At 68.1% G+C, this 26396-nt stretch carries 23 protein-coding genes and 1 tRNA gene; 17 read left to right on the top strand and 7 right to left on the bottom strand.

Features of this window, described 5'->3' with window-relative positions; genetic code table 11:
• Positions 1–31 precede the first annotated feature (31 nt).
• On the top strand, positions 32–583 hold the full coding sequence (locus MC45_RS12365; protein WP_038663619.1) for a cytochrome b: 552 nt from the start codon (positions 32–34) through the stop codon (positions 581–583).
• Positions 584–768: 185 nt separating this feature from the next.
• On the opposite strand, the gene MC45_RS12360 is transcribed toward MC45_RS12365, so the two are convergent.
• Positions 769–1623 carry an N-formylglutamate amidohydrolase gene (locus MC45_RS12360; RefSeq protein ID WP_052075649.1) on the bottom strand — a complete coding sequence of 285 codons (855 nt, stop codon included), beginning with the start codon at positions 1621–1623 and terminating at the stop codon, positions 769–771.
• A 96-nt stretch (positions 1624–1719) separates the two neighbouring features.
• Between MC45_RS12360 and cpdR the strand changes: the two genes are divergently transcribed.
• The 3 genes from cpdR (at position 1720) to nhaA (ending at position 3580) form a co-directional block, all read left to right on the top strand.
• Positions 1720–2097: a cell cycle two-component system response regulator CpdR gene (cpdR, locus tag MC45_RS12355; RefSeq protein ID WP_038667273.1), complete on the top strand. Its 378-nt coding sequence runs from the start codon at positions 1720–1722 to the stop codon at positions 2095–2097.
• A gap of 45 nt (positions 2098–2142) precedes the next feature.
• Positions 2143–2217, top strand: a tRNA-Val gene (locus MC45_RS12350).
• Between the two features lie 199 nt (positions 2218–2416).
• Positions 2417–3580, top strand: a complete 1164-nt coding sequence (gene nhaA / locus MC45_RS12345) for a Na+/H+ antiporter NhaA (protein WP_038663616.1) — start codon at positions 2417–2419, stop codon at positions 3578–3580.
• 17 nt (positions 3581–3597) lie between these two features.
• Here nhaA and MC45_RS12340 read toward each other — a convergent pair whose 3' ends face one another.
• Positions 3598–3804: a hypothetical protein gene (locus MC45_RS12340; RefSeq protein ID WP_038663613.1), complete on the bottom strand. Its 207-nt coding sequence runs from the start codon at positions 3802–3804 to the stop codon at positions 3598–3600.
• 77 nt (positions 3805–3881) lie between these two features.
• The gene (locus MC45_RS12335; protein WP_052075648.1) at positions 3882–6038 is read right to left on the bottom strand and encodes a TonB-dependent siderophore receptor; all 2157 of its coding nucleotides are present in this window, start codon (positions 6036–6038) and stop codon (positions 3882–3884) included.
• A gap of 323 nt (positions 6039–6361) precedes the next feature.
• Here MC45_RS12335 and MC45_RS12330 point away from each other — a divergent pair, with 323 nt between their 5' ends.
• From MC45_RS12330 to MC45_RS12305, 6 genes are all read left to right on the top strand, one after another.
• Positions 6362–9388, top strand: a complete 3027-nt coding sequence (locus MC45_RS12330) for a TonB-dependent receptor (RefSeq protein ID WP_169742551.1) — start codon at positions 6362–6364, stop codon at positions 9386–9388.
• A 66-nt stretch (positions 9389–9454) separates the two neighbouring features.
• Complete coding sequence (locus MC45_RS12325) at positions 9455–11035, top strand: GH39 family glycosyl hydrolase (protein WP_038663607.1); 1581 nt, start codon at positions 9455–9457, stop codon at positions 11033–11035.
• Between the two features lie 113 nt (positions 11036–11148).
• Positions 11149–13311, top strand: coding sequence for a WD40/YVTN/BNR-like repeat-containing protein (locus tag MC45_RS12320; protein ID WP_081974430.1), 2163 nt, complete (start codon positions 11149–11151; stop codon positions 13309–13311).
• Positions 13312–13372: 61 nt separating this feature from the next.
• A complete protein-coding gene (locus MC45_RS12315) occupies positions 13373–14173 on the top strand; it encodes a glucose 1-dehydrogenase (protein ID WP_038663604.1) in 801 nt (266 codons plus the stop codon).
• Positions 14166–15989: a glycoside hydrolase family 15 protein gene (locus MC45_RS12310; protein ID WP_038663602.1), complete on the top strand. Its 1824-nt coding sequence runs from the start codon at positions 14166–14168 to the stop codon at positions 15987–15989. Before MC45_RS12315 ends, MC45_RS12310 begins: the two co-directional genes overlap by 8 nt.
• Before the next feature lie 85 nt (positions 15990–16074).
• Positions 16075–17319, top strand: a complete 1245-nt coding sequence (locus tag MC45_RS12305) for a S1 family peptidase (RefSeq protein ID WP_245640718.1) — start codon at positions 16075–16077, stop codon at positions 17317–17319.
• On the opposite strand, the gene MC45_RS19585 is transcribed toward MC45_RS12305, so the two are convergent.
• Positions 17309–17518: a hypothetical protein gene (locus tag MC45_RS19585; RefSeq protein WP_169742501.1), complete on the bottom strand. Its 210-nt coding sequence runs from the start codon at positions 17516–17518 to the stop codon at positions 17309–17311. The genes MC45_RS12305 and MC45_RS19585 overlap by 11 nt on opposite strands.
• Positions 17519–17529: 11 nt before the next feature.
• Here MC45_RS19585 and MC45_RS12300 point away from each other — a divergent pair, with 11 nt between their 5' ends.
• A complete protein-coding gene (locus tag MC45_RS12300) occupies positions 17530–20199 on the top strand; it encodes a bifunctional [glutamine synthetase] adenylyltransferase/[glutamine synthetase]-adenylyl-L-tyrosine phosphorylase (protein ID WP_038663599.1) in 2670 nt (889 codons plus the stop codon).
• A complete protein-coding gene (locus MC45_RS12295) occupies positions 20192–20647 on the top strand; it encodes a peroxiredoxin (RefSeq protein WP_038663596.1) in 456 nt (151 codons plus the stop codon). Before MC45_RS12300 ends, MC45_RS12295 begins: the two co-directional genes overlap by 8 nt.
• 236 nt (positions 20648–20883) lie before the next feature.
• On the opposite strand, the gene MC45_RS12290 is transcribed toward MC45_RS12295, so the two are convergent.
• Positions 20884–21369, bottom strand: coding sequence for a hypothetical protein (locus tag MC45_RS12290; RefSeq protein ID WP_038663593.1), 486 nt, complete (start codon positions 21367–21369; stop codon positions 20884–20886).
• Between the two features lie 103 nt (positions 21370–21472).
• Here MC45_RS12290 and MC45_RS12285 point away from each other — a divergent pair, with 103 nt between their 5' ends.
• The 5 genes from MC45_RS12285 to MC45_RS12265 all read left to right on the top strand — a co-directional run bounded on the left by MC45_RS12285 (position 21473) and on the right by MC45_RS12265 (position 24829).
• On the top strand, positions 21473–22753 hold the full coding sequence (locus MC45_RS12285) for a multidrug effflux MFS transporter (protein ID WP_038663591.1): 1281 nt from the start codon (positions 21473–21475) through the stop codon (positions 22751–22753).
• Between the two features lie 60 nt (positions 22754–22813).
• Positions 22814–23161 carry a hypothetical protein gene (locus tag MC45_RS12280; RefSeq protein ID WP_038663589.1) on the top strand — a complete coding sequence of 116 codons (348 nt, stop codon included), beginning with the start codon at positions 22814–22816 and terminating at the stop codon, positions 23159–23161.
• A gap of 87 nt (positions 23162–23248) precedes the next feature.
• Positions 23249–23479: a hypothetical protein gene (locus MC45_RS12275; protein ID WP_038663586.1), complete on the top strand. Its 231-nt coding sequence runs from the start codon at positions 23249–23251 to the stop codon at positions 23477–23479.
• 255 nt (positions 23480–23734) lie between these two features.
• Positions 23735–24388: an outer membrane protein gene (locus tag MC45_RS12270; RefSeq protein ID WP_038663583.1), complete on the top strand. Its 654-nt coding sequence runs from the start codon at positions 23735–23737 to the stop codon at positions 24386–24388.
• A gap of 105 nt (positions 24389–24493) precedes the next feature.
• On the top strand, positions 24494–24829 hold the full coding sequence (locus MC45_RS12265; protein WP_038663580.1) for an HNH endonuclease family protein: 336 nt from the start codon (positions 24494–24496) through the stop codon (positions 24827–24829).
• Between the two features lie 297 nt (positions 24830–25126).
• On the opposite strand, the gene MC45_RS12260 is transcribed toward MC45_RS12265, so the two are convergent.
• Together MC45_RS12260 and MC45_RS19340 are read right to left on the bottom strand one after the other, a co-directional pair.
• On the bottom strand, positions 25127–25321 hold the full coding sequence (locus tag MC45_RS12260) for a hypothetical protein (protein ID WP_038667262.1): 195 nt from the start codon (positions 25319–25321) through the stop codon (positions 25127–25129).
• Positions 25322–25424: 103 nt separating this feature from the next.
• Entirely contained in the window at positions 25425–26390 is a 966-nt protein-coding gene (locus tag MC45_RS19340; RefSeq protein WP_156143832.1) for a BstA C-terminal domain-containing protein, read from the bottom strand.
• Positions 26391–26396 lie beyond the last annotated feature (6 nt).

Genomic DNA, 26396 nt, shown 5'->3' with positions numbered 1-26396 from the left:
TGTTCCCGCCGCTAGCAGGGGGTTGGACTCTATGACGAACCGGATCGATGGCGAACGCTATTCGCGGGTGGCGATCGCCTTCCACTGGACGATCGCGGTGCTGGTCGTCGCCAATCTGATCATCGGTATCGGCCACGACGGCATCCCGGCGCTGCGCGCGCTGATGGGGGCGCACAAGGCGATCGGCATCACCGTGCTGGTCCTGACCGCCGGCCGCGTCGCGTGGCGGCTGACGCATCGTCCGCCGGCGCTGCCCGCGGGGACGCCGGCGTGGGAGAAGGGCGTCGCGCACGCCACGCATTGGACGCTGTACCTGCTGATGGTGGCGATGCCGCTGACCGGCTGGATGATGGTCTCCGGCCCCGGCCCCGGGCCGCAGCGGCCGCTGAGCTGGTTCGGAGTGTTCGACGTGCCGCTGCTGCCGGTCGGCAGCCGCGCCGCCGATCTGGGCCATGACGCGCACGGGCTGCTTGGCTGGCTGATGCTCGCGCTGGTCGTGCTGCACGTCGCCGCGGCGCTGCGCCACCATCTGCTGCTGCGCGATTCGGTCCTCGTCCGGATCGCGCCCGTGCTGGGCAAGTAAAAGAACCGGACGGAAAAAAAGAACGGCTGGCGGGCCGGGGGTTGAACCAATCGGGCGCTCGACTATTTTATGAAAGTACGGCGCTCGTGTCCCCCCTTTCGCGGGCCCGTATGACACACTTTCAGTGTGTCTCCTCCCTGAACCTTGGCCACTCCGTGCTTCATGCACGGGGTGGTTTTTTTATGTCACTCCGCCGCCAGTGCGATCCCGTCGCCGGTCAGCGCCTCGTCCGCCGCCGCGGCGATCATCTGCTGGAGCAGCGCGACGACCGCGGGCAGGCCGGCACCGGGACGATCGAGCGCGGCATCGAGATAGAGCGTGCGGTCGAACTCGATCTGGATGGCGTGGATGCCGCGGGCGGGGGCGGCGTGGCGTTCGAGGATATGGCCGCCCGCATATGGCGTGTTGAGCGCGGTGCGCACGCCGGCCTGCGCCGCGGCCGCCTCCAGCCGCGCGACGAAGCGGTGTGCCGCGGCATGGCCGAAGCGGTCGCCGAGCACGATGCGGGCATGATCGCCGAGCGGCGGCATCGAATGCACGTCGAGCAGCACCGCGACGCCGAACCGCGCCTGCGCCGCGGCGAGCGCGGCGGCGAGCGCGGCATGATAGGGGCGATAATCCTGCTCGATCCGTGCGGCGACCTCTTTTCCGCTGAACCGACGCCGCCACAGATCGCCCGCCGCCCCGGCGCGGCGCGGTACCAGGCCCAGGCCGCTGCGCACCTTGGCGGAGGGCGCCGGCTGGCCGTGCGGGCGGACGCCCTCGTCGACGCGCGGGTCGCGTTCGCCCTCGCCGCGGTTGAGGTCGATCCAGGCGCGTGCGCGGCGCTGGACCAGCATCGTCTCTTGCGTCCGCGCACCCTGCGCGACCGCGTCGACGAAGCGATCCTCGAGGATGGTCAGCGCGGTCGCCGGCAGCCGCAGCGCGCCGAGCAGCGCCGCCGGATAGTCGCGACCGGCATGCGGCACGGACAGGACCACCGGGCTGAGCGGCGCACCGTCGCGGTCCAACCCGCCGATCGTATCGAACGATGCGTCCATCTATGGCACGTCCTACCGCGTTCCCGCGTTCGGCGCGCTGGAAATCTTCACAACTGCGGATCATAGGACGGCGCGCGAATGGAGACCGACAAGGCGATGATCCGAATCCTGCTGGCCGAAGACGATCAAGTCATGCGCGAATATCTCACCCGCGCGCTGGAGCGCGCCGGCTATGCGGTGGCGGCGGTGGACCGCGGCACGGCGGCGATCCCGTTGCTGGAGAGCGAATCGTTCGACCTGCTGCTGACCGATATCGTCATGCCCGAGATGGACGGCATCGAACTCGCCCGCCGCGCCGCCGAGCTGGTGCCGGGGCTGCGCGTGATGTTCATCACCGGCTTCGCCGCGGTGACGCTGAAGGCGGGGCGCGAGATGCCCAACGCGCGCGTGCTGTCCAAGCCGTTCCACCTGCGCGACCTCGTCGCCGAGGTCGATCGCGTTTTCGAGACGGGAAGTGCCACCGGATTGAATTGACCGCTTGCCAGGCCGGAAAAGCCCGGCTAATGGCGCACCTCCGGCGGGCGTGTAGCTCAGTGGTAGAGCACTGTGTTGACATCGCAGGGGTCGCAAGTTCAATCCTTGCCACGCCCACCATCCTGATTTGGCTCTATCCGGCAGCATTCCTCCACCCCAGAGGGATCGGATAGAGCCACTTCGGCCTCCCGGTGCCACGGCATCGGAACTTCCACCTCATCATCGTCACATTCGGCTTGGTGCCGGCGGCGGGCCGGGCAAGAAGCAGGCAGGGTTTTGCGTCGGGCGGGCCTGCCGCCCGTATCCGGACGATGATCGCATGACTCACAGCAACCGTGCACGGACCAGCGCGATCCGGGCCTTCCTCGCCGCGCAATCCTCCGCCGGGCTGGTGCTGATGGCGGCAGCGGTCATCGCGCTGGCCATCGCCAATTCGCCGCTCGGGCCGGGCTATGCCACGCTGCTGCATGCCGGCATCGGCCCGCTGTCGCTCGGCCATTGGATCAACGACGGGGTGATGACCGTCTTCTTCCTGCTCGTCGGGCTGGAGATCAAGCGCGAGATGGTCGACGGGCAATTGTCGACCTGGCCGCGCCGCATGCTGCCCGGGGTTGCCGCGGCAGGCGGGATGATCGTGCCCGCCTTGCTGTTCCTCGCGGTCAATCGCGGACCGACCGCGTCGGGCTGGGCGATCCCGGCGGCGACCGACATCGCCTTCGCCCTGGGCGTCATCGCGCTGCTCGGCGCGCGCGTGCCGGCGTCGCTGCGCGTGTTCCTGGCGGCGCTGGCGATCCTCGACGATCTCGGCGCGGTGCTGATCATCGCGATCTTCTATACCGCCGGCCTGTCGTGGCCCGACCTCGCCGGCGCGGCGGTGGCGGTCGCGCTGCTGGTCGGCTGCAACCGCTGCGGGGTGCAGCGGCTGTCGGTTTATCTGGCGATCGGTGTGATCCTCTGGCTGTTCGTGCTGCGCTCGGGCGTGCATGCGACGCTGGCGGGGGTGGTGCTGGCGCTGACCATCCCGATGCGGCGCACCCGGGGACGGTCCGACGCGGATGATCCCAGCCCGCTGCACCGGCTCGAACATGCGCTGCAACGGCCGGTGGCGTTTCTGGTGGTGCCGGTTTTCGCGCTGGCCAATGCCGCGGTGCCGCTGCTCGACCTGCCCGCGGGGGCGCTGGCGGCGCCGGTGACGCTCGGGGTGATGGTCGGGCTGGTGATCGGCAAGGTCGCCGGCGTGTTCGGCTGCGCGATGCTGGCGATCCGGCTCGGCCTCGCCGACATGCCCGCGCATGCCGGGCGGGGTCAGCTCTTCGGCGTCGCCTTGCTGTGCGGGATCGGCTTTACGATGAGTATCTTCATCACGCTGCTCGCCTTTCCCGACGCGCCGCTGCTGCAGACCGAGGCGAAGCTCGGCGTGCTGATCGGTTCGCTGCTGTCGGGGATCGCCGGCTATACCGTGTTGCGGGTAGCGCGGCGCTGAGGCGCCGCGCCAGACGGTCAGTCGCGGGCGATGCCGCGGCCGGCGACCTTCTCATAGCCGGACAATTCGTCGCCGATCGCCACCTTGGCGGCGAGATCGTCGGCGCGCGCCTGATCCTTGGCCGCACGCTTGGGATCGTCAGGGTCGCCGTCGGGATCGGCGGCACCGACATTGGGGCTGTCGGGAATGTAGAGAACGGGCTTGTCGTGATTGTCATCGGGCAATGGACATCTCCTTTGGCTGTGCCGGGGAAAACGTCCGGGGGCGCAGGCGGTGCCATCGTCCGCCTGCGCCCCGTCGCTCAATAGCGCAGGCTGATCGTGCCGAGGATCGCGCGCGGTGCGGCGTAGCGGCTCTGGTCGAAGGTCAGCGCGGTGAGATATTTGGCGTTGGTGACGTTCTGCAGATTGGCGCTGATCGCGACATTCTCGGTGAGCGCGTAGCGGCCGAACAGATCGACCGTCGCGACGTTGCTTTGGGTGATGCGGATCGGCTGGCCGGTGGTCGACGACACCGTGCCGGGCTCGAAATAGAAGCGCCCCTGATATTGTACCGACGCGCCGAGCTTGAGCGCCTTCAGGCCCTGCGGCGTGTAGGACAGGTTGAGGCGGCCGGTGTTGCGCGGCACGAAGGTGCGGACCGGTTCGTCATTCTCGCCGCGCACGCGCATCACGGTGAAGCCGCCGGTCACCTGTACGCCCGCGGCGGGCTGGCCGCCGACCTCGACCTCGATGCCCTGCGACTTGGCGTCGACGCCGCGGTAGATGGTGCGGCCGAGCGCGGTGTCGAAGCCGGCGGCCTCTGCGGTGTTGTTCTGACGCGCCTGGAAGATCGCGGCGCTGGCGTTGAAGCGGCCGCCGAACCACGCGCCCTTCAGCCCCGCTTCGAGATTGTCGCCGGTGATCGGTGCGAGCAGCCGGTTCTGTGCGTCGAACTCGGTCTGCGGATTGAAGATCGTCGCATAGCTCGCATAGGCGCTGATCGTCGGCGTCAGGTCGTAGGTCGCGCCGACGAACGGCAGGAAGCGCCGGTCATCGAAATTGGTGGGCACCAGATAGGATACGCCCTGGCTGGTCGCATGCGTGTAATTACCGCCCAGCATCACCTTGAACGGATCGGCGAGGTTGAGGCGGACGAGGCCATAGACCGTCTCGCGCTGCGTATGCTGGTCGAGACTGAGGTCGTAGGGCGTGGGGAAGGTCGTCTTCGGGAAATTGCCGTCGAAGAAGGTGTCGAGCGGCAGGAACAAGCCGACCTGGCTGTAATCATAGCTTGAATATTGCCGATAGCGTTCGGCCCCGCGCATCACCCCGACCATGACGTCGTGCTGCCGGCCGCCGACCGATACCGGGCCACCGATATAGGCGTCGAGCGTCAGGTTGCGCGCCTCGCCCTTGAAGGCGCCGGGGTAGCTCTGGATGCCCTTGACCTCGGCGGGGTTGCTCCGGTCGATGCCGCCCGGCGCACCGCGAACCGGATTGCCATAGACGTAGAAGAGCGTGTCGTTCTCGCTGGTCGCCTTGCGCAGCACCGACAGCTTGCCGGTCCAGCCGTTGCCGAAATCATGCGTGAGGTCGCCGAAGATCTGGCGGTCGATGACGTTCCAGCCCGACCAGCGTGGCGCATAATTGGCGGAGCGCGCGAAATCGATGCGCGAGCCATCGGTATAATAGAGCGGGATCGCGCCCCACATCGCGCCGCGGCTCTGATGGTCCTGATGGCCGTAACCGGCGCTGATCACGGTGTTGGCGCCTAGATCGGCCTCGACGATGCCATAGCCGGTCCAGCGGCGCAGGCTGTAACGGTCGATATAGCTGTCGGTGTCGAGCAGCGCGCCGACCGCACGCGCGCGGATGCTGCCGTCGGCGGTGAGGGGTACGCTGACGTCGCCGTCGATCCGCTTGCTGTCGAACGAGCCATATTGCGCGCTCGCCGAGACCTTGAGCTCATGATACGGGCGCTTGCGGATGAAGTTGATCACCGCCGAAGGGTTGCCGGTCGGCGACAGCAGCCCCGGCGCGCCGCGCACCACCTCGACCCGGTCGTACATCGCGGTGTCGATCGACCCGGTCTGGATGCCGAACGAAAAGGGCTGGCCGATCCCGTCGATCTGGAAGGTCTGGATGTCGAAGCCGCGCGCCGAATAATAGACGCGGTCGGTCTCGCCGGCGAAGACGTTGACGCCAGGGACGGTCGCGAGCAACGCGTTGACGTCGTTGAGCTGGAAATCCTCGATCTGCGCGCGGGTGACGACGCTGACCGATTGCGGCGTCTCGCGCTGGCTTAGCGGCAGGCGGGTCGCGGTACGCTGGGCCTTGACGCCGTAATCGTCGCTGCCTTCGCTGCGCTGGCCGGTGACGATGATGTCGTCGCTGCTGCGCTGCGGATCGGCAGCGCCCGTATCGCTCACCGGTGCCGCTACCACGCTTGCCGCCATCAACGCGATGAACGCCGTCATTCTCTACTCCCTGATCGTTGCCAGCCTCTTAGCGGCCAGCGCTGCTGTTGCAAGTGAATAGCAATAGCCGGGTTGGGCGAATGAAAGGTGTTACATCATAGTCACATAACGGGCCCATTTCGTGACGGTTCTAAGTCTGACATTGCCGCTAAGATCGAAATCCACTAATGAAAATGCTAGCGCTACCATAAAGCGTGAGATTCAGTTTTGCGCCGGGTGGGGCGCCGGAGAGGATGGGGATGACCAGGATCGTGACCACGGACGCCAAGCGTCCGGCTTTTAACGCTGCGCTGCGTGCGGGTGTCTCGAGCCTTGCGCTCGGCATGATTGCGCTCGCATCGCCAGCGTTCGCCGAAGGGCTGGCGCAGGCGGATACGAGTGCGATCCCACAGGCGACGGGCCAGGCGGCGACCACCGCGGGCGACCTCACCAGCACCGCGACCACCGCCGATCAGGTACCCGCGGACCAGCCGTCGGGCGACGAGATCGTCGTCACCGGTCGTCGTGCCGCGCTCCAGGCCGCCGACGAGCGCAAGCGCCGCAGCGAGACGATCATCGACTCGGTGGTCGCCGACGAGGCCGGCAAATTGCCAGACAATAGCATCACGGAAGTGTTGCAGCGCGTCTCCGGCGTATCGATCGTGCGCTTCGCGGCGCTCGGCGATCCCGATCACTTCTCGGTGCAAGGCTCGGGCGTGCAGGTGCGCGGCCTGACCGGCGTCGCCTCGCGCCTCAACGGCCGCGAGATCTTCAGCGCCAACAACGGTCGCGCGATCCTGTGGAGCGACGTCACCCCCGAGCTGATGGCCGCGGTCGACGTCTACAAGGCGTCCACGGCCGATCTGATCGAGGGCGGCACCGGCGGGCAGATCGACCTGCGCACCAAGATGCCGTTCGACTTCAACGGCAAGTTCCACATGGCCGCGACCGGCGAACTCGGCATGGGCGACATGGCGCAGAAGGCCGATCCGGTCGCCTCGGTGCTCGCGACCAAGACGTTCGACACGCCGATCGGCAAGATCGGCGTGCTCGCCGACGTGGCGTACAGCCAGTTCAGCTCGCTGTCGCAGTTCATCCGCACCGAGCCGTATTTCAAGACGAACATCAGCGGCAAGGACTATTACGTTCCCGGCGGTTTCACCTACGGCGACGAGGCGTTCCAGTATCGCCGCTACGGCATCTACGGCGCGGTGCAGTGGGCGCCGACCGACGATCTGACGTTCAGCGGCACCTTCTTCCAGTCGCGCTACAAGAGCCAGTCGAGCGACTACGGCGCGCAGGTCAGCTCGCAGACGCTGGCGGTCGATCCCGCGAGCAGCAGCTTCGACAGCAACGGCGTACTGACCAAGACCAGCTCGCTATTCAACCGCGACAATAATACGTTCCTCCCCAGCGCCAGCAACATCACCAGTTCTGGCAACAAGGGCTTCGTCGACAGCAACACGCGCACCCGCGACTATTCGCTGGCGTTCAACTATGCCCCGACCGACAGCCACCTGTCGCTGAAGGGCGCGTTGCAGCGCGTTGACTCACGTCAGATCTACGACCGGCTGGACATCTTCCGCGACGTCAGCTTCGGCACCGGTTTCGGCATGGACCTGACCGGCGACCTGCCGCAGATCACCACGACCGCCGCCGCGCAGGCGGGCTTCGCCAATCCGGCAAGCTATTTCTGGTCGGCGTCGATGCCGCATAACGAGCGCAACAAGGGCCGGCTCGACTCGGCCAATCTCGACGCCGAATATTCGTTCGACGACAGCTTCCTGAAGGCGATCAAGGTCGGCGCGCGCGCGGCGGAGCGGACCGAGCGCGACCTCGGCAACGGCTACAATTGGAGCGCGCTGGGCCGCGGCTGGAACGGCGACCCGCAGCTGACCTATGCCAATGCGGCACCGGGTGACACGACCTATCACGCGTTCAAGGACTTTTTCCGCGGCGAAACGGTGCTGCCGGGCAATCTGATGTTCGCAAGCGAGGATCTGGCGAAGCGCTATGTCGCCAACCGCACCGGGCTGGTGGCATCGCCGCCGGCGGGCTTCTGTCCCGCCGCCGCGCAGTTCGACTGCTCGGTCGCGGGTCCGCTCCCTGCCGGCAGCGGCTACGGCGGTGCGTCGGGCATCCGTCCGGTCGGTTTCGTGCTGCCGGGCGACCAGGTCGACAACAAGACGATCACCAAGGCGGCCTATGCGCTGGCGCGCTTCGGCCGGCCTGAGGGCGGCATCTCGGGCAACGTCGGCGTCCGCGTCGTCAATATCCAGAACGAGGGTAGCGGCTACATCCAGCAGAACGCCAATACCTTCATCCGCAACGGCCAGACGCAGACGCTGGGGCAGACGTTCCTTGCCCGTGGCGGCAAGGCGGAGTTCACCCGCTGGTTGCCGTCGATCAACGTCGACTATGCGCCGAACGAGAAGATCAAGATCCGCGGCGGTTACAATATCACCATGGATCTGCCGACGTTCAACGCGCTGCGTGCGTCGGGCAGCATCGGCGTCGCGACGACGAGCAATCCCGGCAACGTCAACGGCGGCAGCAGTCTGCCCAACTTCTTCACCAACTTCACCGCGGATACGGGCAATCCGTTGCTGAAGCCGACGATGTCGAACAACTTCGACATTTCGCTCGAATATTATGCGCGGCCGGGCACCGCCTTCCACCTCGCGCCGTTCTACAAGCGACTGACCGATCTGCCGATCTATTCGCTGACCCAGCGGCAGGTGACCGTGGTCTTCACCGACGGCACCAGCGAGAACGTCAATGCGGCGGCGACCGATTACATCAACGCCACCAAGGCGGCGACGGTGAAGGGCGTCGAGGTCGGCGGGCGTGCGTTCCTCGACATGCTGCCGGGCGTGCTGTCGGGTCTCGGCTTCGAGGCGAACTATACGTTCATCGACAGCAAGAACCCGGGCGATCTGTATCGCGACATCAACGGCGTCACCCGCAACGATGCGCCGCTGATCGGCCTGTCGAAGCACAATGCCAACGTCACGCTGCTCTACGAGAAGCAGGCGGTGTCGTTCCGCGTCGCTTATTCGTGGCGCTCGCGCTACCTGCAGACGACCAACAGCAACGGTACCAACCCGACCTATACCTATTACGCCACACCGGGACCGACCGGGCAGGCGATCCAGATCGCGCTGCCGGTCTATGGCGATGCCTATGGCACGGTCGACGGCGGGGCGCGGTTCAAGGTCACCGACAATTTCTCCTTCGGTGTCCAGTTCACCAATATCCTCGGTGCGACGCAGCGCACGCTGATGGGCGGCTATCCGGGCGGCAAGCTGTACGGCCGCAGCTGGTTCCAGAGCGATCGCCGCATCTCGACCGGGATCAGCCTCGCTTTCTAGTAACCCAGCGCCCCGCTCGCCGACCGGCGGGCGGGGCGTCTGCCATCTCCGATCCGAAGGACCGCCATGACTCCGCTCCCGTTCCGTTTCGGCGCCGGTGCGCTGCTCTGTCTGGCCGCGGCAGCGTCCGCGGCGCCTGCGTCCGAGCCGGTACGGGTGATCAACGTCGATGTCGCGCGTGCGGCCGCGCCGATCGATCGCGCCTTCGACCTGTCGGTGGGATCGGACTTCGCGGGCACGCTGATCCGGCCGGACAGCCTCGCGCAGCTCGATACCGCGGTGCGCGAACTGGGCTTCCGCTACGTACGCTTCCACGACGTGTTCACCGATGCGCTCGGCACGGTGAAGGTGCGCGACGGCAAGGTCGTCTACGACTGGACGAAGATCGACCAGCTCTACGACGCCTTGCTCGCGCGCAAGATCAAGCCGTTCGTCGAGCTTGGCTTCACGCCGGACGCGCTCAAGACCTCGAACCAGACGATCTTCTACTGGAAGGGCAATACGTCGCATCCGCAGGCGGAGGGCTGGGCCAGGCTGATCGACGCCTATGTCCGCCACCTGCGCCAGCGCTACGGCGCCGAGGAGGTGCGCAGCTGGTATTTCGAGGTGTGGAACGAGCCCAATCTCGCCGGCTTCTGGGAGAAGGGCGACAAGGCGGCCTATCTCAGCCTGTACGAATCGAGCGCGCGGACGATCAAGGCGATCGACCCGGCCCTGCGCGTCGGCGGGCCGGCAACCGCGGGGGCGGCGTGGGTGCCCGAGCTGCTCGACTATGCCGCGGCGCGCAAGGTGCCGATCGATTTCGTGTCGACGCATACCTATGGCGTCGACGGCGGCTTCCTCGACGAGCGCGGCGAGGACGACAATCGCCTGTCGACCAATCCCGATGCGATCGTCGGCGACGTCCGCCGCGTCCGCGCGGAGATCGCGGCGTCGAAGTTTCCCGGCCTGCCGCTGTTCTTCACCGAATGGAGCGCGAGCTACAATCCGCGCGATCCGGTGCACGATTCCTATGTCAGCGCGCCCTATATCCTGAACAAATTGCTGGCCACGCGCGGGATCGCGCAAGGGATGAGCTACTGGACCTATAGCGACCTGTTCGAGGAAGCCGGGCCGCCGCCGACGCCGTTCCACGGCGGCTTCGGGCTGATGAACCGCGAGGGTATCCGCAAGCCGGCGTGGTTCGCGTACAAATATCTCCACGCGCTGCGCGGGCCGGAGATCGCGCTCGCCGACGCGCAGGCACTGGCGACGAGCGAGGGCGGGCGGACCAACGTCCTGGTGTGGAACTGGCAGCAGCCCAAGCAGACGCTGAGCAACCGCCCGTTCTTCACCAAAATGCTGCCCGCGACGCCGGCGGCGGCGGCGGACTTGCGGCTGACGCATCTCGCGCCGGGGCGCTATCGGGTGACGGTGCGCCGGACCGGCTATCAGAAGAACGACGCGCATTCGCGCTATCTGGCGATGGGCTCGCCCAAGACGCTGACGCCGGCGCAGATCGCCGAATTGCAGGCGCTGACCACCGACAGGCCGGAGATCGCACGCGTCGTTCAGGTCGGTCGTGACGGCGGCTATACGCTGCGGCTGCCGATGCGCAGCAACGACGTGGTGCTGGCGACGCTGGAACCGGTGGTGTCGAGGAATTGAGCGGGTTGCGCCAATCCGCTCCGTTCGTGCCGAGCGTGTCGAAGCACGGTGAGACTCAGGCCCTTCGACAGGCTCAGGGCAAACGGCGGGGGTCTTGGCGAACGCTGCTCGTGATGCTGGCGGTGCTCGCCACGCCCGCGGCATCACCCGCGCAACAGGCGGTGCCGTATCGCTGGACCAACGTCACCGTCGGGGCGGGGGGGTATGCGCCCAATATCGTGTTCAGCCCGGTCGAGCGCGGGCTCGCCTATCTGCGCACCGACATGGGCGGCGGCTATCGCTGGGACGCGGCGGCGGCGCGCTGGGTGCCGCTGCAGGATGGCAATGCCGTTTCCAGCTATATGGGGATCGAGAGCATCGCGGCCGATCCCGTCGACGCGGACGTCGTCTATATGGCGGCGGGGATGAATGCCGGCGCCCCCGCGGCGATCCTGCGCTCGGGCGACCGCGGGCGGACGTGGCGGGTGGTGCCGGTGCCGTTCGCCATGGGCGGCAACGAGCCGGGGCGGGGCCTCGGCGAGCGGCTGGCGGTCGATCCCAACGATCATCGCCGGCTGTTCTTCGGATCGCGCCACGACGGCCTGTGGCAGAGCCACGATGCGGGGCAGAGCTGGACGCCGGTCGCGGGCTTTCCGCACAAGGGGCTCGGCCGGCCCGAGCGCCGCACCAGCCACGGCGGCGTATCCTTCGTCGCGATCGACCCGACCAGCGGCAAGGCGGGCGCGTCGCAGCGTATCTGGGCGGGGATCGCCGATCCGGGCGGGCCGGCGCTGTATCGTTCCGACGATGGCGGCGTGCATTGGACCGCGGTGGCGGGACCGGCGCTGTTCGCGGCCAAGGGCGTGGTCGATGCTCGGGGCGTGCTGTGGGTCGGCTTCGCCAGCGGCATCGGTCCGAGCGACGTCAAGACCGGCGCGGTCTGGCGCTACGACGCGCGAGGCCATGGCCGCGACGTCACGCCGCCGGCGTGGCGTGCGGCAGGGGCCGAGGGCGGGTTTCTCGGCGTCGCGGTGGCGCGGTCGGCGCCGGGCACCGTCGCGGTGTCGACGATCGATCGCTATCGCGCCGGCGATTCGCTGTGGCTGAGCCGCGACGACGGTCTGCATTGGGACGATGTCGGCGCGCGCAGCCGCCGCGACGTGTCGGCGACGCCGTTCCTGCTGCACGAGGGCAAGGGCGCCGATTTCGGCCATTGGATCTCGGGCCTGGCGATCGACCCGTTCGATGCCGGCCATATCGCCTATACCACCGGCGCGACCGTCTATGCGGCGCAGCGCCTGCCGACGCGCAATACGGTGGATTGGGCGCCGTGGGTGCGCGGGATCGAACAGACCGCGGTGATCACGATGATCTCGCCGACCGGCGGCGCGCCGGTCGTGTCGGGGTTCGGCGATCTCGCCGGCTTCGTCCACGACGATCTCGACCGTTCGCCGCAGCCGACCTTCGCCAACCCGTATCTCTCCAACACCAACATGCTCGATTATGCCGGCAAGGCACCGGCCGTGATCGTACGCAGCGGCAGCCTGTATCTCGACCGTCCCCGCGACGCGAGCCTCGCCCGGTCGGAGGATGGCGGCCGCCACTGGACGCCGCTGCGCCTGCCGCCGCAGGGCAACCCGCCGGCGCGCGACGATCTCAACGGCGAGACGCCGATCACCGTCTCCGCGGACGGCGCGACGATAGTCGTCGCCGCACGCGTGCCGCAGGTGACGCGCGATCGCGGCCGGACGTGGTCGCCGGTGCGCGGCCTGCCGCCGCGGACGCGGGCGGTGTCCGACAAGGTCGATCCGGCGGTCTTCTACGCGGTCGACGCGACGGGTGGCCGGTTGCTGGTGTCGCGCGACGCCGGCGCGAGCTTCGCGCCGGTGGCGGGGCGCGGCCTGCCGCGCGACCTCACCGCGGCGCAGGCGCGCAACCGTGAATCGCAAAGCGCGCTCGTCGCCGCGCCCGACGCGGCGGGGCGGCTGTGGTTGCAGGTCGGCGCCGCGCTGTTCTGCAGCGAGGACGCCGGCGTGTCGTTCGTTCCGGCGAGCGGCGGACTGGCGATCGAGCTGTACGGGCTAGGCAAGGATGCGGTGTTCGCGATCGGCAGCCGCGATGACGTGCGCGGCATCTGGCGGTCGACCGACCGCGGTGCGTCATGGCGGCGGATCGACGACGCGACGCATCGTTGGGGCGGGCGCTATCGCGTCGTCGCCGGCGACCCGCGCCGTGCCGGCCGCGTCTATGTCGGGACCGACGGACGCGGGCTGTTCTACGGCGACCCGATCGACTGACACGCATCCCCTGACGCGCTCGACCGTTCAGGTGCGACGTGAAGTCATTGGAGATGCGTCCTTGTCCGTCCTTGCAGGTCATACTGCCATCGTTACCGGCGCCAGCTCCGGAATCGGCCATGCCGTCGCGGCGGGGCTCGCCGACGCCGGCGCCGCGGTCGTCGTCAACTATCGCTCCGACGAGGAGAGCGCCGAAACGCTGGCGCAGCGGATCACCGGGGCCGGCGGCAAGGCGATCGCGGTGCAGGCCGACGTATCGCAGGAGCCGGACGTCACCCGCCTGTTCGACGCCGCGGTGGCGGCGTTCGGGCGGGTCGACGTGCTCGTCTCCAATTCGGGCGTGCAGAAGGACGCACCGGTCGCCGACCTGACGCTCGCCGATTGGAACACCGTCATCGACATCAACCTGACCGGCCAGTTCCTCTGCGCGCGCGAGGCGGTCCGGCGCTTCCGCGCCCAGCCGCGGGACGGCCGGCCCGCGCGCAGCGCCGGCACGATCATCGCGATGAGCTCGGTGCACGAGCTGATCCCCTGGGCCGGCCACGTCAATTACGCCGCGGCGAAGGGCGGGGTGCGGATGCTGACGCGCACGCTGGCGCAGGAGGTCGCGGCCGACGGCATCCGCGTCAACGCGATCGCGCCCGGCGCGATCCGCACGCCGATCAACAAGGAGGCGTGGGAGACGGAGGCGGCGCTGACCAAATTGCTGAAGCTGATCCCCTATGGCCGGATCGGCGAGCCCGAGGACGTCGCGCGCGCCGCGGTGTGGCTCGCCTCGGACGCGGCGGATTACGTCACCGGCACCACCGTGTTCGTCGATGGCGGCATGTCGCTCTATCCCGAATTCCGCGACAATGGATGAAGCGCGGGTCGGGCCACACCGGCGCATCGGCGATCACGGCATCATCGGCGACATGGAGACCGCGGCCCTGGTCGCCGCGGACGGGACGATCGACTATCTGTGCTGGCCGTCGCTCGACAGCCCCAGCGTCTTCGCCGAACTGCTCGATGCCGAGCGTGGCGGCGCCTTCGAGATCCGGCCGGCGCTCGACGCCGCCCGGGTGATCCAGATCTACGTGCCCGATACCAACGTGCTGACGACGCGCTGGATGGCGACGAGCGGCAGCGTCGAGATCGTCGACCTGATGCCGCATCCGGACGCGCGCGTGCATCCCGAGCATCGCGCGCGCTGCCTGATCCGCCGCGTCACGGTGACGCGCGGCACGGTCGCCTTCGCGGCGCGCTGCCGCCCGCGGTTCGATTATGCGCGCGAGGTGCCGCAGGTGGTGGCGGCGGACGGCGGCGTGTGCTTCGTCGGACGAGACCTGACGCTGCGCCTGCATGCCTCGGTGCCGCTGATCTGCGGCGAGGGCGTGGCGGAGGCAGGCTTCACCCTCGGCGAGGGCGAGAGCGCGTGGTTCGTGTTCGGCGAGGAGGCTTTGGAGCGTCCCGACGATGCGACCGTCGCCGCCGAGATCGCCGCGACGACGACCGCCTGGCGCGGCTGGCTGTCGCGCACGAGCTATCGCGGCCGCTGGCGCGAGGAGATGATGCGCTCGGCGCTGGCGCTCAAGCTGCTCACCTCGAACCGCCACGGTTCGATCGCGGCGGCGGCGACCTTCTCGCTGCCCGAGGCGGTGGGGGCGGGGCGCAACTGGGAATATCGCGCGACCTGGATCCGCGACGCCTCGTTCACCGTCTACGCCTTCATGCGACTGGGCTTCATCGACGAAGCCGAGCATTTCCGCCGCTGGGCGGGCGAGCGGGTAATGGCCGCCGACCGCGCGCATCCGATCCGCATCATGTATGCGATCGACGGGTCGGAGGCGGCGGACGAGGAGGAGCTGCCGCATCTCGCCGGCTATGCCGACAGCCGCCCGGTGCGGATCGGCAACGGCGCCCACGCGCAGAGCCAGCTCGATATCTTCGGCGAGCTGATGGACAGCGTCTATCTCTCGAACAAATACGGCGCGGCGATCGATCACGCCGGCTGGCAGCACGTTCGCGGCGTCATCGACTATGTCATCGCCAATTGGGACCAGCCCGATGCCGGCATCTGGGAGATGCGCTCGGCACCGCGCCACTTCCTCCATTCGCGGCTGATGTGCTGGGTGGCGCTCGACCGCGCGATCCGGCTCGCCAAGAAGCGCTCGCTGCCCGCGCCGCTGGTCGCGTGGAGCGAGGCGCGCGACGCCATCGTCGAGGATATCTGGAGCAATTTCCGCCATCCGGAACACGGCTATTTCGTCCAGGACCGCGGCGGCACCGAACTCGACGCGGCGTTGCTGATGATGCCGCTGGTGCGGTTCGTCTCCTCGACCGATCCGGTGTGGCTCAAGACGCTCGACGCGATCGGTACGCATCTGCGCGACGACGGCCTCGTCTACCGCTACCGCAACGCCGACGGGCTGGAGGGGACGGAAGGCGCGTTCACCACCTGCACCTTCTGGTACGCCGAATGCCTCGCACGCGCCGGCCGGCTCGACGAGGCGCAGATGATCCTCGCCAAGGGCATCGCCTACGCCAACCCGCTCGGCCTGTTCTCGGAAGAGCTCGACCTGCGCGGCGAGCCGATCGGCAATTTCCCGCAGGCGCTCACCCACCTCGCCTTCATCAGCGCCGCCTATTTCACCGATCGCCGCCTCGATCCGGGTTATCGGCCGAACTGGCAGCCGTGAGGTTTTGCGTCCTCTGCTCCTGATCGTTCATCGACGCGCCAGTTTGTCGCCTTACAAGGATGCTGTGGGGCGATATCGGCGGGTCTTGCTGTGGGCGTGGATGCTGGGGGCGGGCGGTCCCGCGGCGGCGCAGGTGCTCGTCACGCCGCCGCCGGTCGTCGTCGCCGCGGCGGTGCAGTCGCCCGAGGCGGCGCGGGCGCAGGATGCGGCGGCGGTGGCCGAGCGGCTCGGCGTGACGGTCGAGGAGGCGATCCGCCACCTTCGCTTGCAGGAGGCGAGCGTGCCGGTTACCGATTCGATCGCCGATCGGTTCGCCGATCGGTTGACGGGAATCGCGGTCGAGCATCGCCCCGGCTTCGGGATCGTCGTGACGCTGACCGGCGACGCCCCCGTCGCCGAACAGATCGTCGATCTCGACGGCATGCCGGTGCGCGTGACCTTCCGCACCGGCGCGGCGGTCAGCCATACCGGGCTGGTGCAGGCGATCACTGCCTATCAGGCGACGATCCGTGCCAGCCTGATCGCGCCGCCGGGGCTCGGCATCGACCAGCGTAGCGGCGAGCTGGTTGCGGTCGTCTCGGGCCGCGACGTGGCGCGCGAGGGCGCGGCGCCGCTCGCCGAGCGGCTCGCGGCGCTGACGCATGTGCCGGTGCGGCTGCGCGTCGTCGATCAGCCGGCGCTCGACATGGGGGGCATCCAGGGCGGCGCGCGCGTCGTCGGACAGGTGCCGGGCGATACGCATCGCTATCTCTGCACCGCCGGTTTCGTCGTCACCGATGGCTTGCGTACCGGGCTCGCCACCGCGGCGCATTGCCCGGACGAGCTCAGCGGGCGCGATGCCGACGGGCACGAGCAGGCGCTGCCGTTCGTCGGGCAATGGGGCTGGGGGTATCAGGACGTACAGATCAACAGCAGCGCTGCGCCGCTGGCGCCGCTGTTCTTCGCCGATACCGCCAAGACGATCAGCCGGCCGGTCACCGGCGCGCGCGGGCGGGCGGGGATGCGCGCGGGCGACATCGTTTGCCATCGCGGCGAGCGGACCGGATACAGCTGCTCGCAGGTCGAGCTGACCGACTTCGCCCCCGCCGGCGACCTGTGCGGCGGTGCCTGCCTGCCGACCTGGACGACGGTGGCGGGGCCGGTGTGCAAGAGCGGCGACAGCGGCAGCCCGGTGTTCCTCGGCGATACCGCCTATGGCATCCTCAAGGGCGGCAGCTATCGGCCGGATGGCAGCTGCGCCTTCTATTTCTATATGTCGACGGACTATCTGCCGACGGGCTGGCGTCTCTTGACGGTGGGACCGACCGTCCCGCCCGCGATCAGTGGGTGACGCGCTCGAGGCGTTCGAGCAATGCGCGCATGTCGTCGGGCATCGGCGTTTCGCCAAACACGCCGCGCAGCGCATGGCCCAGCGGGTCCGCCGGCCGCGGAAGGCGGACGACGTAGTCGCCGCTGCGGTCCTTTCGCGATGTATGCATGGCGGTGTTCATGACGGTCAGAACGATCGTTCGACGGAAACGTTGCGACACCCGTAAAGGATATGCCGATGCCAGCCGTCACCGATGCAATCGACCGCGCACGCGCGCATGCGCCCTTCCTGTCGCTGTTGCTCGATCGCGAGCCGGCGCTGGCGGCGCGGCTCGCCGCGGGGCGGTTCGAGCTGGACTATACGACGGCGACGCCCGACATGGCGGTGGCGCGGCAATTGCGGCTCGACCGGCGGGCGCTGGCGCTGACCGTCGCGATCGGCGACCTCGCCGGGGTGATGGATCTCACCGCGGTGACGCAGGCGCTGAGCGACTTCGCCGACCGCGCGCTTGACCGCGCGATCCGCGCGGCGATCGAGGAGCGGACCCCCGGTGCCGAGCCGCGCGGCTTCGCGGTGATCGCGCTCGGCAAGCAGGGCAGCCGCGAGCTCAATTATTCGTCGGACATCGATCCGATCCTGATCTTCGATCCGCGCACGCTGCCGCACCGGGCGCGCGAGGAGCCGGAAGAGGCGGCGGTGCGGATCGCCAAGCGCGTCGTCGAATTGCTCCAGGCGCGCGACGGCGACGGCTATGTGCTGCGCGTCGACCTGCGGCTGCGGCCCTCGCCCGAGGCGACGCCGATCGCGCTGCCGGTCGACGGGGCGATCGGCTATTACGAATCGCAGGCGCTGACCTGGGAGCGCGCGGCGTTCATCCGGTCGCGCGCGGCGGCGGGCGATCTCGAACTCGGCCGGTACTTTCTCGACGCGATCCGGCCGTTCGTCTGGCGGCGCGGGCTCGATTTCGGCGCGATCGGCGAGATTCGCGACCTGTCGCGGCGCATCCGCGATCATTATGCGAGCGGGCAGGCGTTCGGCCCCGGCTACGACCTCAAGCGCGGGCGCGGCGGCATCCGCGAGGCGGAGTTCTTCGCGCAGATCCACCAGCTCATCCACGGTGGCCGCGACCCGGCGTTGCGCGCGCCGGCGACGCGCGACGCGCTCGCCCGGCTCGCCGAGGCGGGGTGGATCGGCGCGGACCAAGCTGCGGCGCTGACCGGCTCCTATAGCTTGCTGCGGACGATCGAGCATCGCGTCCAGATGATCGACGATCGCCAGACGCACACGTTGCCGACCGGCGAGGCGCTCGATCGGGTGGCGCGGTTGCACGCACTGGCCGACGGCGGCGCGCTGATCGACCTGCTGCGCGGCCCGGTGGAGCAGGCGGGGCGCATCTACGACGCGCTCGACGATGGGCGCGAGACCGGCTTTCCGCACGACCCGCAGGCGCTCGCCGAGCGGCTGCACGAGGCGGGCTTCCCCGATGGCGAGGCGGCGGCGGCGCGGATCGCCGGCTGGCGCGCCGGGCGTTATCCGGCACTGCGCAGCCCGGCGGCGCGCGCGGCGCTGGAAGCGGTGTTGCCGGTGCTGATGCCCGCGCTCGCCGGCGCCCCCGACCCGGCGGCGGCGTTATTGCGGCTCGACGTGTTGCTCGAACGGCTGGCGAGCGCGATCAACATCCTGCGGTTGCTCGAAGCGCGGCCTGGCCTGGCGAGCCTGCTCGCGACGATCCTCAGCCACGCCGCGCCGCTCGCCGAGGCGCTGTCGACGCGACCCGAGCTGATCGACTGGCTGATCGATCCCGGCGCGTTCGAGCCGCTCGGCGAGGTGACGACGCTCGCCGCCGAGATGACGCGCGGCGAGGGGCGAGACTATCAGGCGCTGCTCGACCATGTCCGGCGTATCGTCGGCGAGAAACGCTTCGCGCTGGGATCGCAGGTGGTGGCGGGGGCGGCCGATCCGCTCGATGCGGCGACGGGCTATGCGCGGCTCGCCGAGGCGGCGATCGCGGTGCTCGCCGAGGCGACCGTCGCCGAATTCGCACAGGCGCATGGCCGGGTGCCGGGCAGCGAATTGCTGATCCTCGCCTTCGGGCGGCTCGGCGGCGGCGCGCTGACGCATGCCAGCGACCTCGACCTCGTCTATCTGTTCACCGGCGATTTCAGTGCGGAGTCGGATGGCGCGAAGCCGCTCGGCGCGACGCTCTACTACAATCGGCTGGCACAGCGGGTGACCGCGGCGCTGTCGGTGCCGACCGCGGCTGGGCCGCTCTACCCGGTCGACACGCGGCTGCGGCCGTCGGGAACGCAGGGGCCGCTGGTGGTCTCACTCGACTCGTTCGCGCGTTACCAGCGCGAGGAGGCGTGGACCTGGGAGCATATGGCGCTGACCCGCGCGCGGCCGGTGTTCGGGTCGGCGGCGGGGCGGGCGGCGGCGGCGGCGGTGGTCGCCGAGGTGCTCGCCGGCGTGCGACCGGCGCGCGACCTTGCCGGCGAGGCGGTGGCGATGCGCGCCGAGATGGCGCGGCACAAGCCGCCGACCGGGCCGCTCGACGCCAAGCTGCTGCCGGGCGGGCTGGTCGATCTGGAATTCACCGTCCATCTGACGCAACTGCGGCATCGCACCGGGCTCGACCCGCATCTCGGGTCGGCGATCGAGGCTTTGGTGGCCGCGGGGCTGCTGCCGGCGGGGCTGGCGGCGGCGAACGATCTGCTGACCCGCCTGCTCGTCGTGCTGCGGCTCGTGGCGCCCGACGCCGCCACGCCGCCGCCGGCGACGCGCGAGCTGATCGCGCGGGCGCTGCGGTTGGCGGATTGGGCGGCGGTGCTTGCCGCCTTCGATGCGACGCGGCAGGAGGTCGCGGCAGCATGGACGGGTACGACAGGAGATGCAGATGGATGACGGCGCGACCATCCCGGCGGTGACGGTGATTGCCCCTGACGGCTCGCCGATCCGGCTGGCCGAACTGCCGCTGCCGGCGGTGATCTATTTCTATCCCAAGGACGATACGTCGGGGTGTACGCGGGAGGCGCAAGACTTTTCGGCACTGTCGGCAGACTTCGCCGCGGCCGGCGTGAGCGTGCTCGGGATCAGCAAGGACCCGCCCGGCAAGCACGGCAAGTTCATCGCCAAATATGATCTCACCGTCGGTCTGGCGAGCGACGAGGACGGCAGCGCCTGCGACGCGTTCGGCGTGTGGGGCGAGAAGCAGATGTACGGCAAGACCTATATGGGGATCGAGCGGGCGACCTTCCTGTTCGGTGCCGACGGCCGGTTGGCGCAGGCGTGGCGCAAGGTGAAGGTGCCGGGCCATGCCGCGGCGGTACTGGCGGCGGCGCGGGGGGCGTAGGCCGGACCGGAACGCTGTTGGAACACGATCGTCACCGAGACTTCTGCGAAATTCGCCATGTGCTCCTGCGAAAGCAGGAGCCCAGGAGTCCCGAACGCCATGGAGCGTTGTTTTGCTTGGCTCTGGGCTCCTGCTTTCGCAGGAGCACTGCGTTGATTTATCGGTGGTGGTGGCTTTTACAGAGGGTTCGACCTGTTCAGCGCTCCCGATCCCCGTGCGATGGATTGAATAAAGCGTCAGCTGCCCACCGTGATCGTGCCCTTCGCCTTGCCGGCGTCGTCGGCGAGGTCGAGGCGGAAGGGCTGGTGGTCGTCGGTGGTGCCGGTGAGGCCGGCGCCGTTCTGCTTGAGCGTGAAGCCGGCCTTGCCGAGCCGGTCCTGGAACCAGCCGCGGACCTGATCGGCGGGGGCGGGGCTGGTGAAGCGGACGCGCAGGCTGCCCGCCTCGTCCTTGCCGGCGACGTCGAGTTTGTCGATCGTCGAGCCGGGATAGAGGTGGACGCCGTTGAGGTCGAAATTGTCGGCGTCGAGCTGGATCCTGGGCAGCTTGATCTGGCCCGAGAAGCCGGGGACGGCGATCTTGACCTGACCCGATTTGGCGTCGACCGCGCCGAGGACGTTGCCGCCGTCGGCGTTGATCGACACCGACGTGCCCTCGCCCGAACGGTCGCAGGCGGCGAGCGGCATCGCGAGCAGGGCGGTACAAAGCAGCAGGCGGGTCATGGCAGCCCTCGTGTGTTGATCGGGCAATACACGTAGGGCGTCGCGCCGCGGCGATCAAGCAGGGTTCCGATGGCCGCCGCTTGCGGGTAGGGGAGGCGGCATCGTGACCCGTTCCATCCCCACTTCCGCGCCGGCGCTCGACGGCGCTGCCCCTGCTCCTGCCCCTCATGTCGCCGGCGAGCCGGCGGGCGCGCCGATCGGCTTCGTCGAGTTCGTCGCCCTCGTCGCGGCGCTGATGTCGCTCGCCGCGCTCGGCATCGATTCGATGCTGCCTGCGCTGCCGGCGATCGGCCGGTCGCTGGGTATCGCCACCGAGAACCAGCGCCAGTTCATCGTCACCGCCTTCGTGCTCGGCTTCGGCATCGCGCAACTCGCGCACGGGCCGCTCGCCGACCGTTTCGGGCGGCGGACGGTGCTGCTGTGGGCGATCGGCGGCTATGTCATCGCCAACATCGCCTGCGCGGTGTCGGCGAGCTTCGTGCTGCTGCTCGCCGCGCGGGTGTTCGGCGGGGCGATGGTCGCCGCGACCCGCGTCGCCACCGTCGCGATGGTCCGGGACTGCTACCACGGTCGGCCGATGGCGCGGGTGATGTCGATCGCCTTCATGGTGTTCATGATCGTCCCCGTGCTTGCCCCCGCCTTTGGCCAGACGGTGCTGCTGTTCGCCAATTGGCGCGGTATCTTCTGGGTCGTCGCCGGGCTGAGCCTGGTGATCTGGACGTGGTTCTTCGTACGCATGCCCGAGACGCTCCACGCCGATGCGCAGCAGCCGCTGTCGGTGCGGCGCGTCGCCGGCGGCTGGAAGCAGACGCTGAGTGATCGCTGGTCGCTCGGCTATACGCTCGCCTCGACCTCGCTGATGGGCGCGCACTACGGCTATCTCAATTCCGTCCAGCAGATCATGTTCGATACGTTCAAGCACCCACAGCTGCTCGCGGTGATGTTCGCCGTCACCGCGGCGCTGATGGCGGGCGCCAATCTGACCAACGCGCGGCTGGTGATGCGGCTCGGCACGCGGCTGATCAGCCACAGCGCGGTGATCGGGCTTGTCGTGCTGAGCGCGATCCACCTCGCCGTCGCGCTCGCCGGCTATGAGACCTTGGTCGGCTTCGTCATCCTCCAGGCGCTGACGATGGGCTGTTTCGGGCTCGCCACCTCCAATTTCTCGTCGATGGCGATGGAGAATATGGGCGGGATCGCCGGCACCGCCTCCAGCGTCCAGGGCTTCACCAGCGTCACCTTCGGCGCGGTGATCGGCGTTGTCATCGGCCAGGCGTTCGACGGCAGCACCGCGCCGCTCGCCGCCGGCTTCCTGATCTGCGGCGTCGTCGCGCTGGGCGTCGTGGCGGTCACCGAACGCGGCCGGTTGTTCCGCGCCGCCTGACGACCGCGGAACCGCCGCCGCCTCCCCGCCGTTCGCACCGGGTAACACGAGGAGGTTTCGATGGGTGGACATCAGGTCACGGGCCATGGCTCGGGCGACGACGGCTATGACGAAGAGGGCTATGACGAGAGCCAGCGCGCCGAGATCCTGGAGGCGACGCGCAACGGCCCCAGCGACGGGCTGGTGCTGACCGACCTCAACCCCGACCTCGGCGACGACGACGAGGAAGACGAGCCGATCGACGAGCTCGACATGGATTCGGAAGAGGTCGGCGAGAGCGACCCGACCGTCGACATGGACGAGGCGGATATCGACGAGGACGACGCCCAGGACGATTTTGATGCCGGCACGACGTCGGACGAGGACGACGATCTGGACGACGCCGACGCCGTGGCGCTGCGCCCCTGATCCGGGCCGGCATCGTTCCCCGGCTCGTGCCGGGGAACGATGCCGACGGGGCGGCGTTTGCGCTGCCCCTGTGTAATCGGACCCGTTATGCGTATCCTGCTGCTGCCCCTGGTGGGGGCGATGAGTCTGGCCGCCTGCTCGCGCCCGGCGAGCCAATCGACGGACACCACCGTCAACGTCGAGGCGGCGGCATCGCGGGCGCAATCCGACATCGCCAATTACGCCGCCGGCAGTGGCCATCGCGCCGTGCGGACCGCGGCACGGCCGTCGTCGCTGCCGAGCGCGTCGCTGCGCAAGCTGGCCCCGCGCGCGCCCTGATCGCGCCCGCCTTCGCACCGGCGATATGATCGGCGCGAGCCCCCGTCGACCTCGTGCGGACGCGGACGCACGGATTGCCGTGGGTTCGTTCATCCGGGTGACAGGAAGTGTGGCGCGAAAGCCACAGCGGCGGACGTTCCGGGCAAAAGTGCCGTCGCGGTGCAACAAAGGTCCAAAATCGCAGTTTGGACGGACCTGGGTTGCACGACGCTGCGGTGTCGTCGCCCGAGTTGAGGCAACACAAGGTACATTCATATGCGTAAGCTCGCCCTCGCGGCCGCCGTTGCGGCAGCGTCCTTCGCCGTCCCCGCCTTCGCGCAGGACATGTCGACCACCGGCACGACCGACACCACCGTCGCCACCGACGCGCAGGTCGACACCGCGCCCAAGGCTCCGGACGGCACGCGCGCTTTCGGCATCGAGCCGTATGTCGCCGTGATGGGCGGCTGGGAGCAGTTCGACCGCCAGGCCGTTGCCGGCATCCCCGCGCAGCCCAAGGGCTATAACCTCGACGGCGCGCTGGTCGAAGGCATCGTCGGCTTCAACGTGCCGCTCGGCCCGGTGTTCGTCGGCGCCGAGGGTGCGGTCGCCAAGGGCGTGTCGGGTGACATCGACTGGCAGTATGGCGCGTACGGCCGCTTCGGCTTCCGCGCCGGCGACAGCGGCCTGTTCTACGGCAAGGTCGGCTACCGCTGGAACAACTTCGACAAGTTCGCTCCGGGCGTCGCCGGCGACCTGAACCGCGACTATCACGCGACCGTCTATGGCATCGGCGCCGAAGTCGGCCCGAAGGACATCGGCCTCGGCGGCCTGACCGGCAATTCGGGTCTGCGCCTGCGTATGGAGGTTTCGACCTTCGACGACGCGCACAGCTTCCGCCCGATGGCGGGTGTGGTCGCACACTTCTAATCGTTCGTCAGAACGGTTCGAACGGGGCGGGTCTGCTACGGCAGGCCCGCCCTTTTTCGTTGTGGCGCCGGTGGTTGCCGCTCGGCCGCTGCCTATATCGGCATCATGGTCGGACGGGTGAAGCGCAGGGCGGGGCTGGCGGAGGCCGAGGCACGCGCCGCGCGCGAGGCGCCGCCGCCGCCCTGCCCGATCTGCGGGCGGGCGCTGGGCGTGAAGGTGGAATGGCATCACCTCGTCCCCAAATCCGAAGGCGGGCGCGTCACCGCCGCGGTCCATCCGATCTGTCACCGCACCGTCCATGCGCTGATCCCCAATGCCGAGCTGGCGCGGACCTATGCCGATCCGGTGACGCTCGCCGCGCATCCGGGGATCGCGCGCTTCGTCGCCTGGGTGGCCGACAAGCCCGCCGACTTCCACGCGCCGACCCGCCGCAGCCGCTGAGGCTGTTGGACGGGCATATCGTGTCCGTTCAGGCGGTTGGACGCTGAACATGGACAAGATGGACACCTTAATGGAAACGATTGCCTTCCATCGTTTCGATTTCTGAACCCATGGCAAAGAGCGTCGCGTCGCCCGTTGTTGACGAGCGGCGAGGACGGAAGCCTAGCCGGCGGCGATGCGTGTAGGACAGCGCGGATCGACGCGGCGGGCGGATCGGCGTGCGTTCAATGGCTTGGCGGCGTTACGGACGGAGGCCGGGGGATCGCGATCCTATTGTGGCGCGGCGGCGCGCGCGACTCACTCGCCGATGAGGTTGGCGACGGTGGCGAGGTCTGCGGCATTGGTGACCTCGCCCGACGCGTCGGTGATCGCGGCATTGCCGTCGGCGCTGTTCGAGGCCGAGCCGGCATAATCGACCGCCGCCCAGACGATCCCCCCGGCCCAGAGCAGCGCCGCCCAGCGGCTGCGGAAGATGCGCGGGGTGGGGAGCATCAGCGTGACATAGCGGCGGGGCGTTGCCGCTGGGTTGCCCAACAGGGTTAAGCGCGATGGACGGGGTTGACGTTCGTGGGAGATCGCGAGGAATGAGTGCCCATTAGATATGATCCGCCGGATTGGCAGCCTTAGTTAACAAGGGCGGAAGTTTGTATGCCGCTAATGCCTGTTGCGCGGCAGGTGCATCAATCTGCTTTTTCTGTAACTGACCACCAAGATAGTTTCGGAATTTCCCACCCCTGATGTAGTCTTCACGGAGCCATCGTTTAAACTCTCCGAGAGATGACTCAGGGTAGCACCAAGGGGTTTGAGGGTTGGAGACAGACTGAGGAAAATAATCGGGATAATAATGCTTATACTCTAAGCGATGGCCATAGATCTTTTCCAAATCGTGATCCCTCCAGAACTGGCCCCAACATTTTCCTATGCTTATGTCTGGTACGATATTTTCACTTGAGTAAATACCGCTTTGTCCAAGAGTTACAGTAACTTCGGCACTTTCCTTAAATATGCTGAAGAAACCGTCTGGCGCGCTATGATATACGAGTGAAATTCTATCGTGAAATGCTCGCCACTTCTCGGTAAGCCCTTGTTCGGGCGTATATCCAACGCTCTCGTATATAGCATCTCGAAAGCCTTTTTTGGCTAGAACCCGAAAGTTGTCTCGTGCCTCAGGTTGGCAAAATTGGCCCGCATCGAAGGCATAATATTCAATCACCGCGAGGGATATTTCCTCACGATAAGCGTAAATTACTCTATTGTTTGCGCGCACCTGAACGTGAGCGGTGGGAAGCTCATGTCCATCTCTTGCCAAAATATCCCGGATTTTGTTGATTCTTGGTTTCGGTAAAGGTTCCGACCACTGACTACTGATGGTGCCGATATGAGCATTTTTCACACCACAGAGCGCAGCTAATCCACGCTGCGTAAGGAATGGGGTGCCATCGTTGAGCACTCCCATTCCGAACGGATCAATGCGCACTCCGTCGAGGTCGCTTAGATCTAGCCAACCCTGCTGATCATTATCGGTCTGCAAACTTGCCGGAAGTCTAAATACCGAAACCATTGCCGT

The organism is Sphingomonas taxi (genome assembly GCF_000764535.1).
Classification (GTDB): Bacteria; Pseudomonadota; Alphaproteobacteria; order Sphingomonadales; family Sphingomonadaceae; genus Sphingomonas; species Sphingomonas taxi.
The sequence above is the reverse complement of the archived record's forward strand: the minus strand, read 5'-3'. Positions and strand labels throughout refer to the sequence as shown.

Coding starts and splice junctions, on each gene's coding strand:
- MC45_RS12325 (WP_038663607.1), top strand. CDS start 9,455: ATGACTCCGCTCCCGTTCCGTTTCGGCGCCGGTGCGCTGCTCTGTCTG.
- MC45_RS12265 (WP_038663580.1), top strand. CDS start 24,494: ATGGTCGGACGGGTGAAGCGCAGGGCGGGGCTGGCGGAGGCCGAGGCA.
- cpdR (WP_038667273.1), top strand. CDS start 1,720: ATGATCCGAATCCTGCTGGCCGAAGACGATCAAGTCATGCGCGAATAT.
- nhaA (WP_038663616.1), top strand. CDS start 2,417: ATGACTCACAGCAACCGTGCACGGACCAGCGCGATCCGGGCCTTCCTC.
- MC45_RS19340 (WP_156143832.1), bottom strand. CDS start 26,390: ATGGTTTCGGTATTTAGACTTCCGGCAAGTTTGCAGACCGATAATGAT.
- MC45_RS12290 (WP_038663593.1), bottom strand. CDS start 21,369: ATGACCCGCCTGCTGCTTTGTACCGCCCTGCTCGCGATGCCGCTCGCC.
- MC45_RS12270 (WP_038663583.1), top strand. CDS start 23,735: ATGCGTAAGCTCGCCCTCGCGGCCGCCGTTGCGGCAGCGTCCTTCGCC.
- MC45_RS12365 (WP_038663619.1), top strand. CDS start 32: ATGACGAACCGGATCGATGGCGAACGCTATTCGCGGGTGGCGATCGCC.
- MC45_RS12280 (WP_038663589.1), top strand. CDS start 22,814: ATGGGTGGACATCAGGTCACGGGCCATGGCTCGGGCGACGACGGCTAT.
- MC45_RS12260 (WP_038667262.1), bottom strand. CDS start 25,321: ATGCTCCCCACCCCGCGCATCTTCCGCAGCCGCTGGGCGGCGCTGCTC.
- MC45_RS12275 (WP_038663586.1), top strand. CDS start 23,249: ATGCGTATCCTGCTGCTGCCCCTGGTGGGGGCGATGAGTCTGGCCGCC.
- MC45_RS12320 (WP_081974430.1), top strand. CDS start 11,149: ATGCTGGCGGTGCTCGCCACGCCCGCGGCATCACCCGCGCAACAGGCG.
- MC45_RS12310 (WP_038663602.1), top strand. CDS start 14,166: ATGGATGAAGCGCGGGTCGGGCCACACCGGCGCATCGGCGATCACGGC.
- MC45_RS12300 (WP_038663599.1), top strand. CDS start 17,530: ATGCCGATGCCAGCCGTCACCGATGCAATCGACCGCGCACGCGCGCAT.
- MC45_RS12330 (WP_169742551.1), top strand. CDS start 6,362: ATGATTGCGCTCGCATCGCCAGCGTTCGCCGAAGGGCTGGCGCAGGCG.
- MC45_RS12295 (WP_038663596.1), top strand. CDS start 20,192: ATGGATGACGGCGCGACCATCCCGGCGGTGACGGTGATTGCCCCTGAC.
- MC45_RS12360 (WP_052075649.1), bottom strand. CDS start 1,623: ATGGACGCATCGTTCGATACGATCGGCGGGTTGGACCGCGACGGTGCG.
- MC45_RS12335 (WP_052075648.1), bottom strand. CDS start 6,038: ATGACGGCGTTCATCGCGTTGATGGCGGCAAGCGTGGTAGCGGCACCG.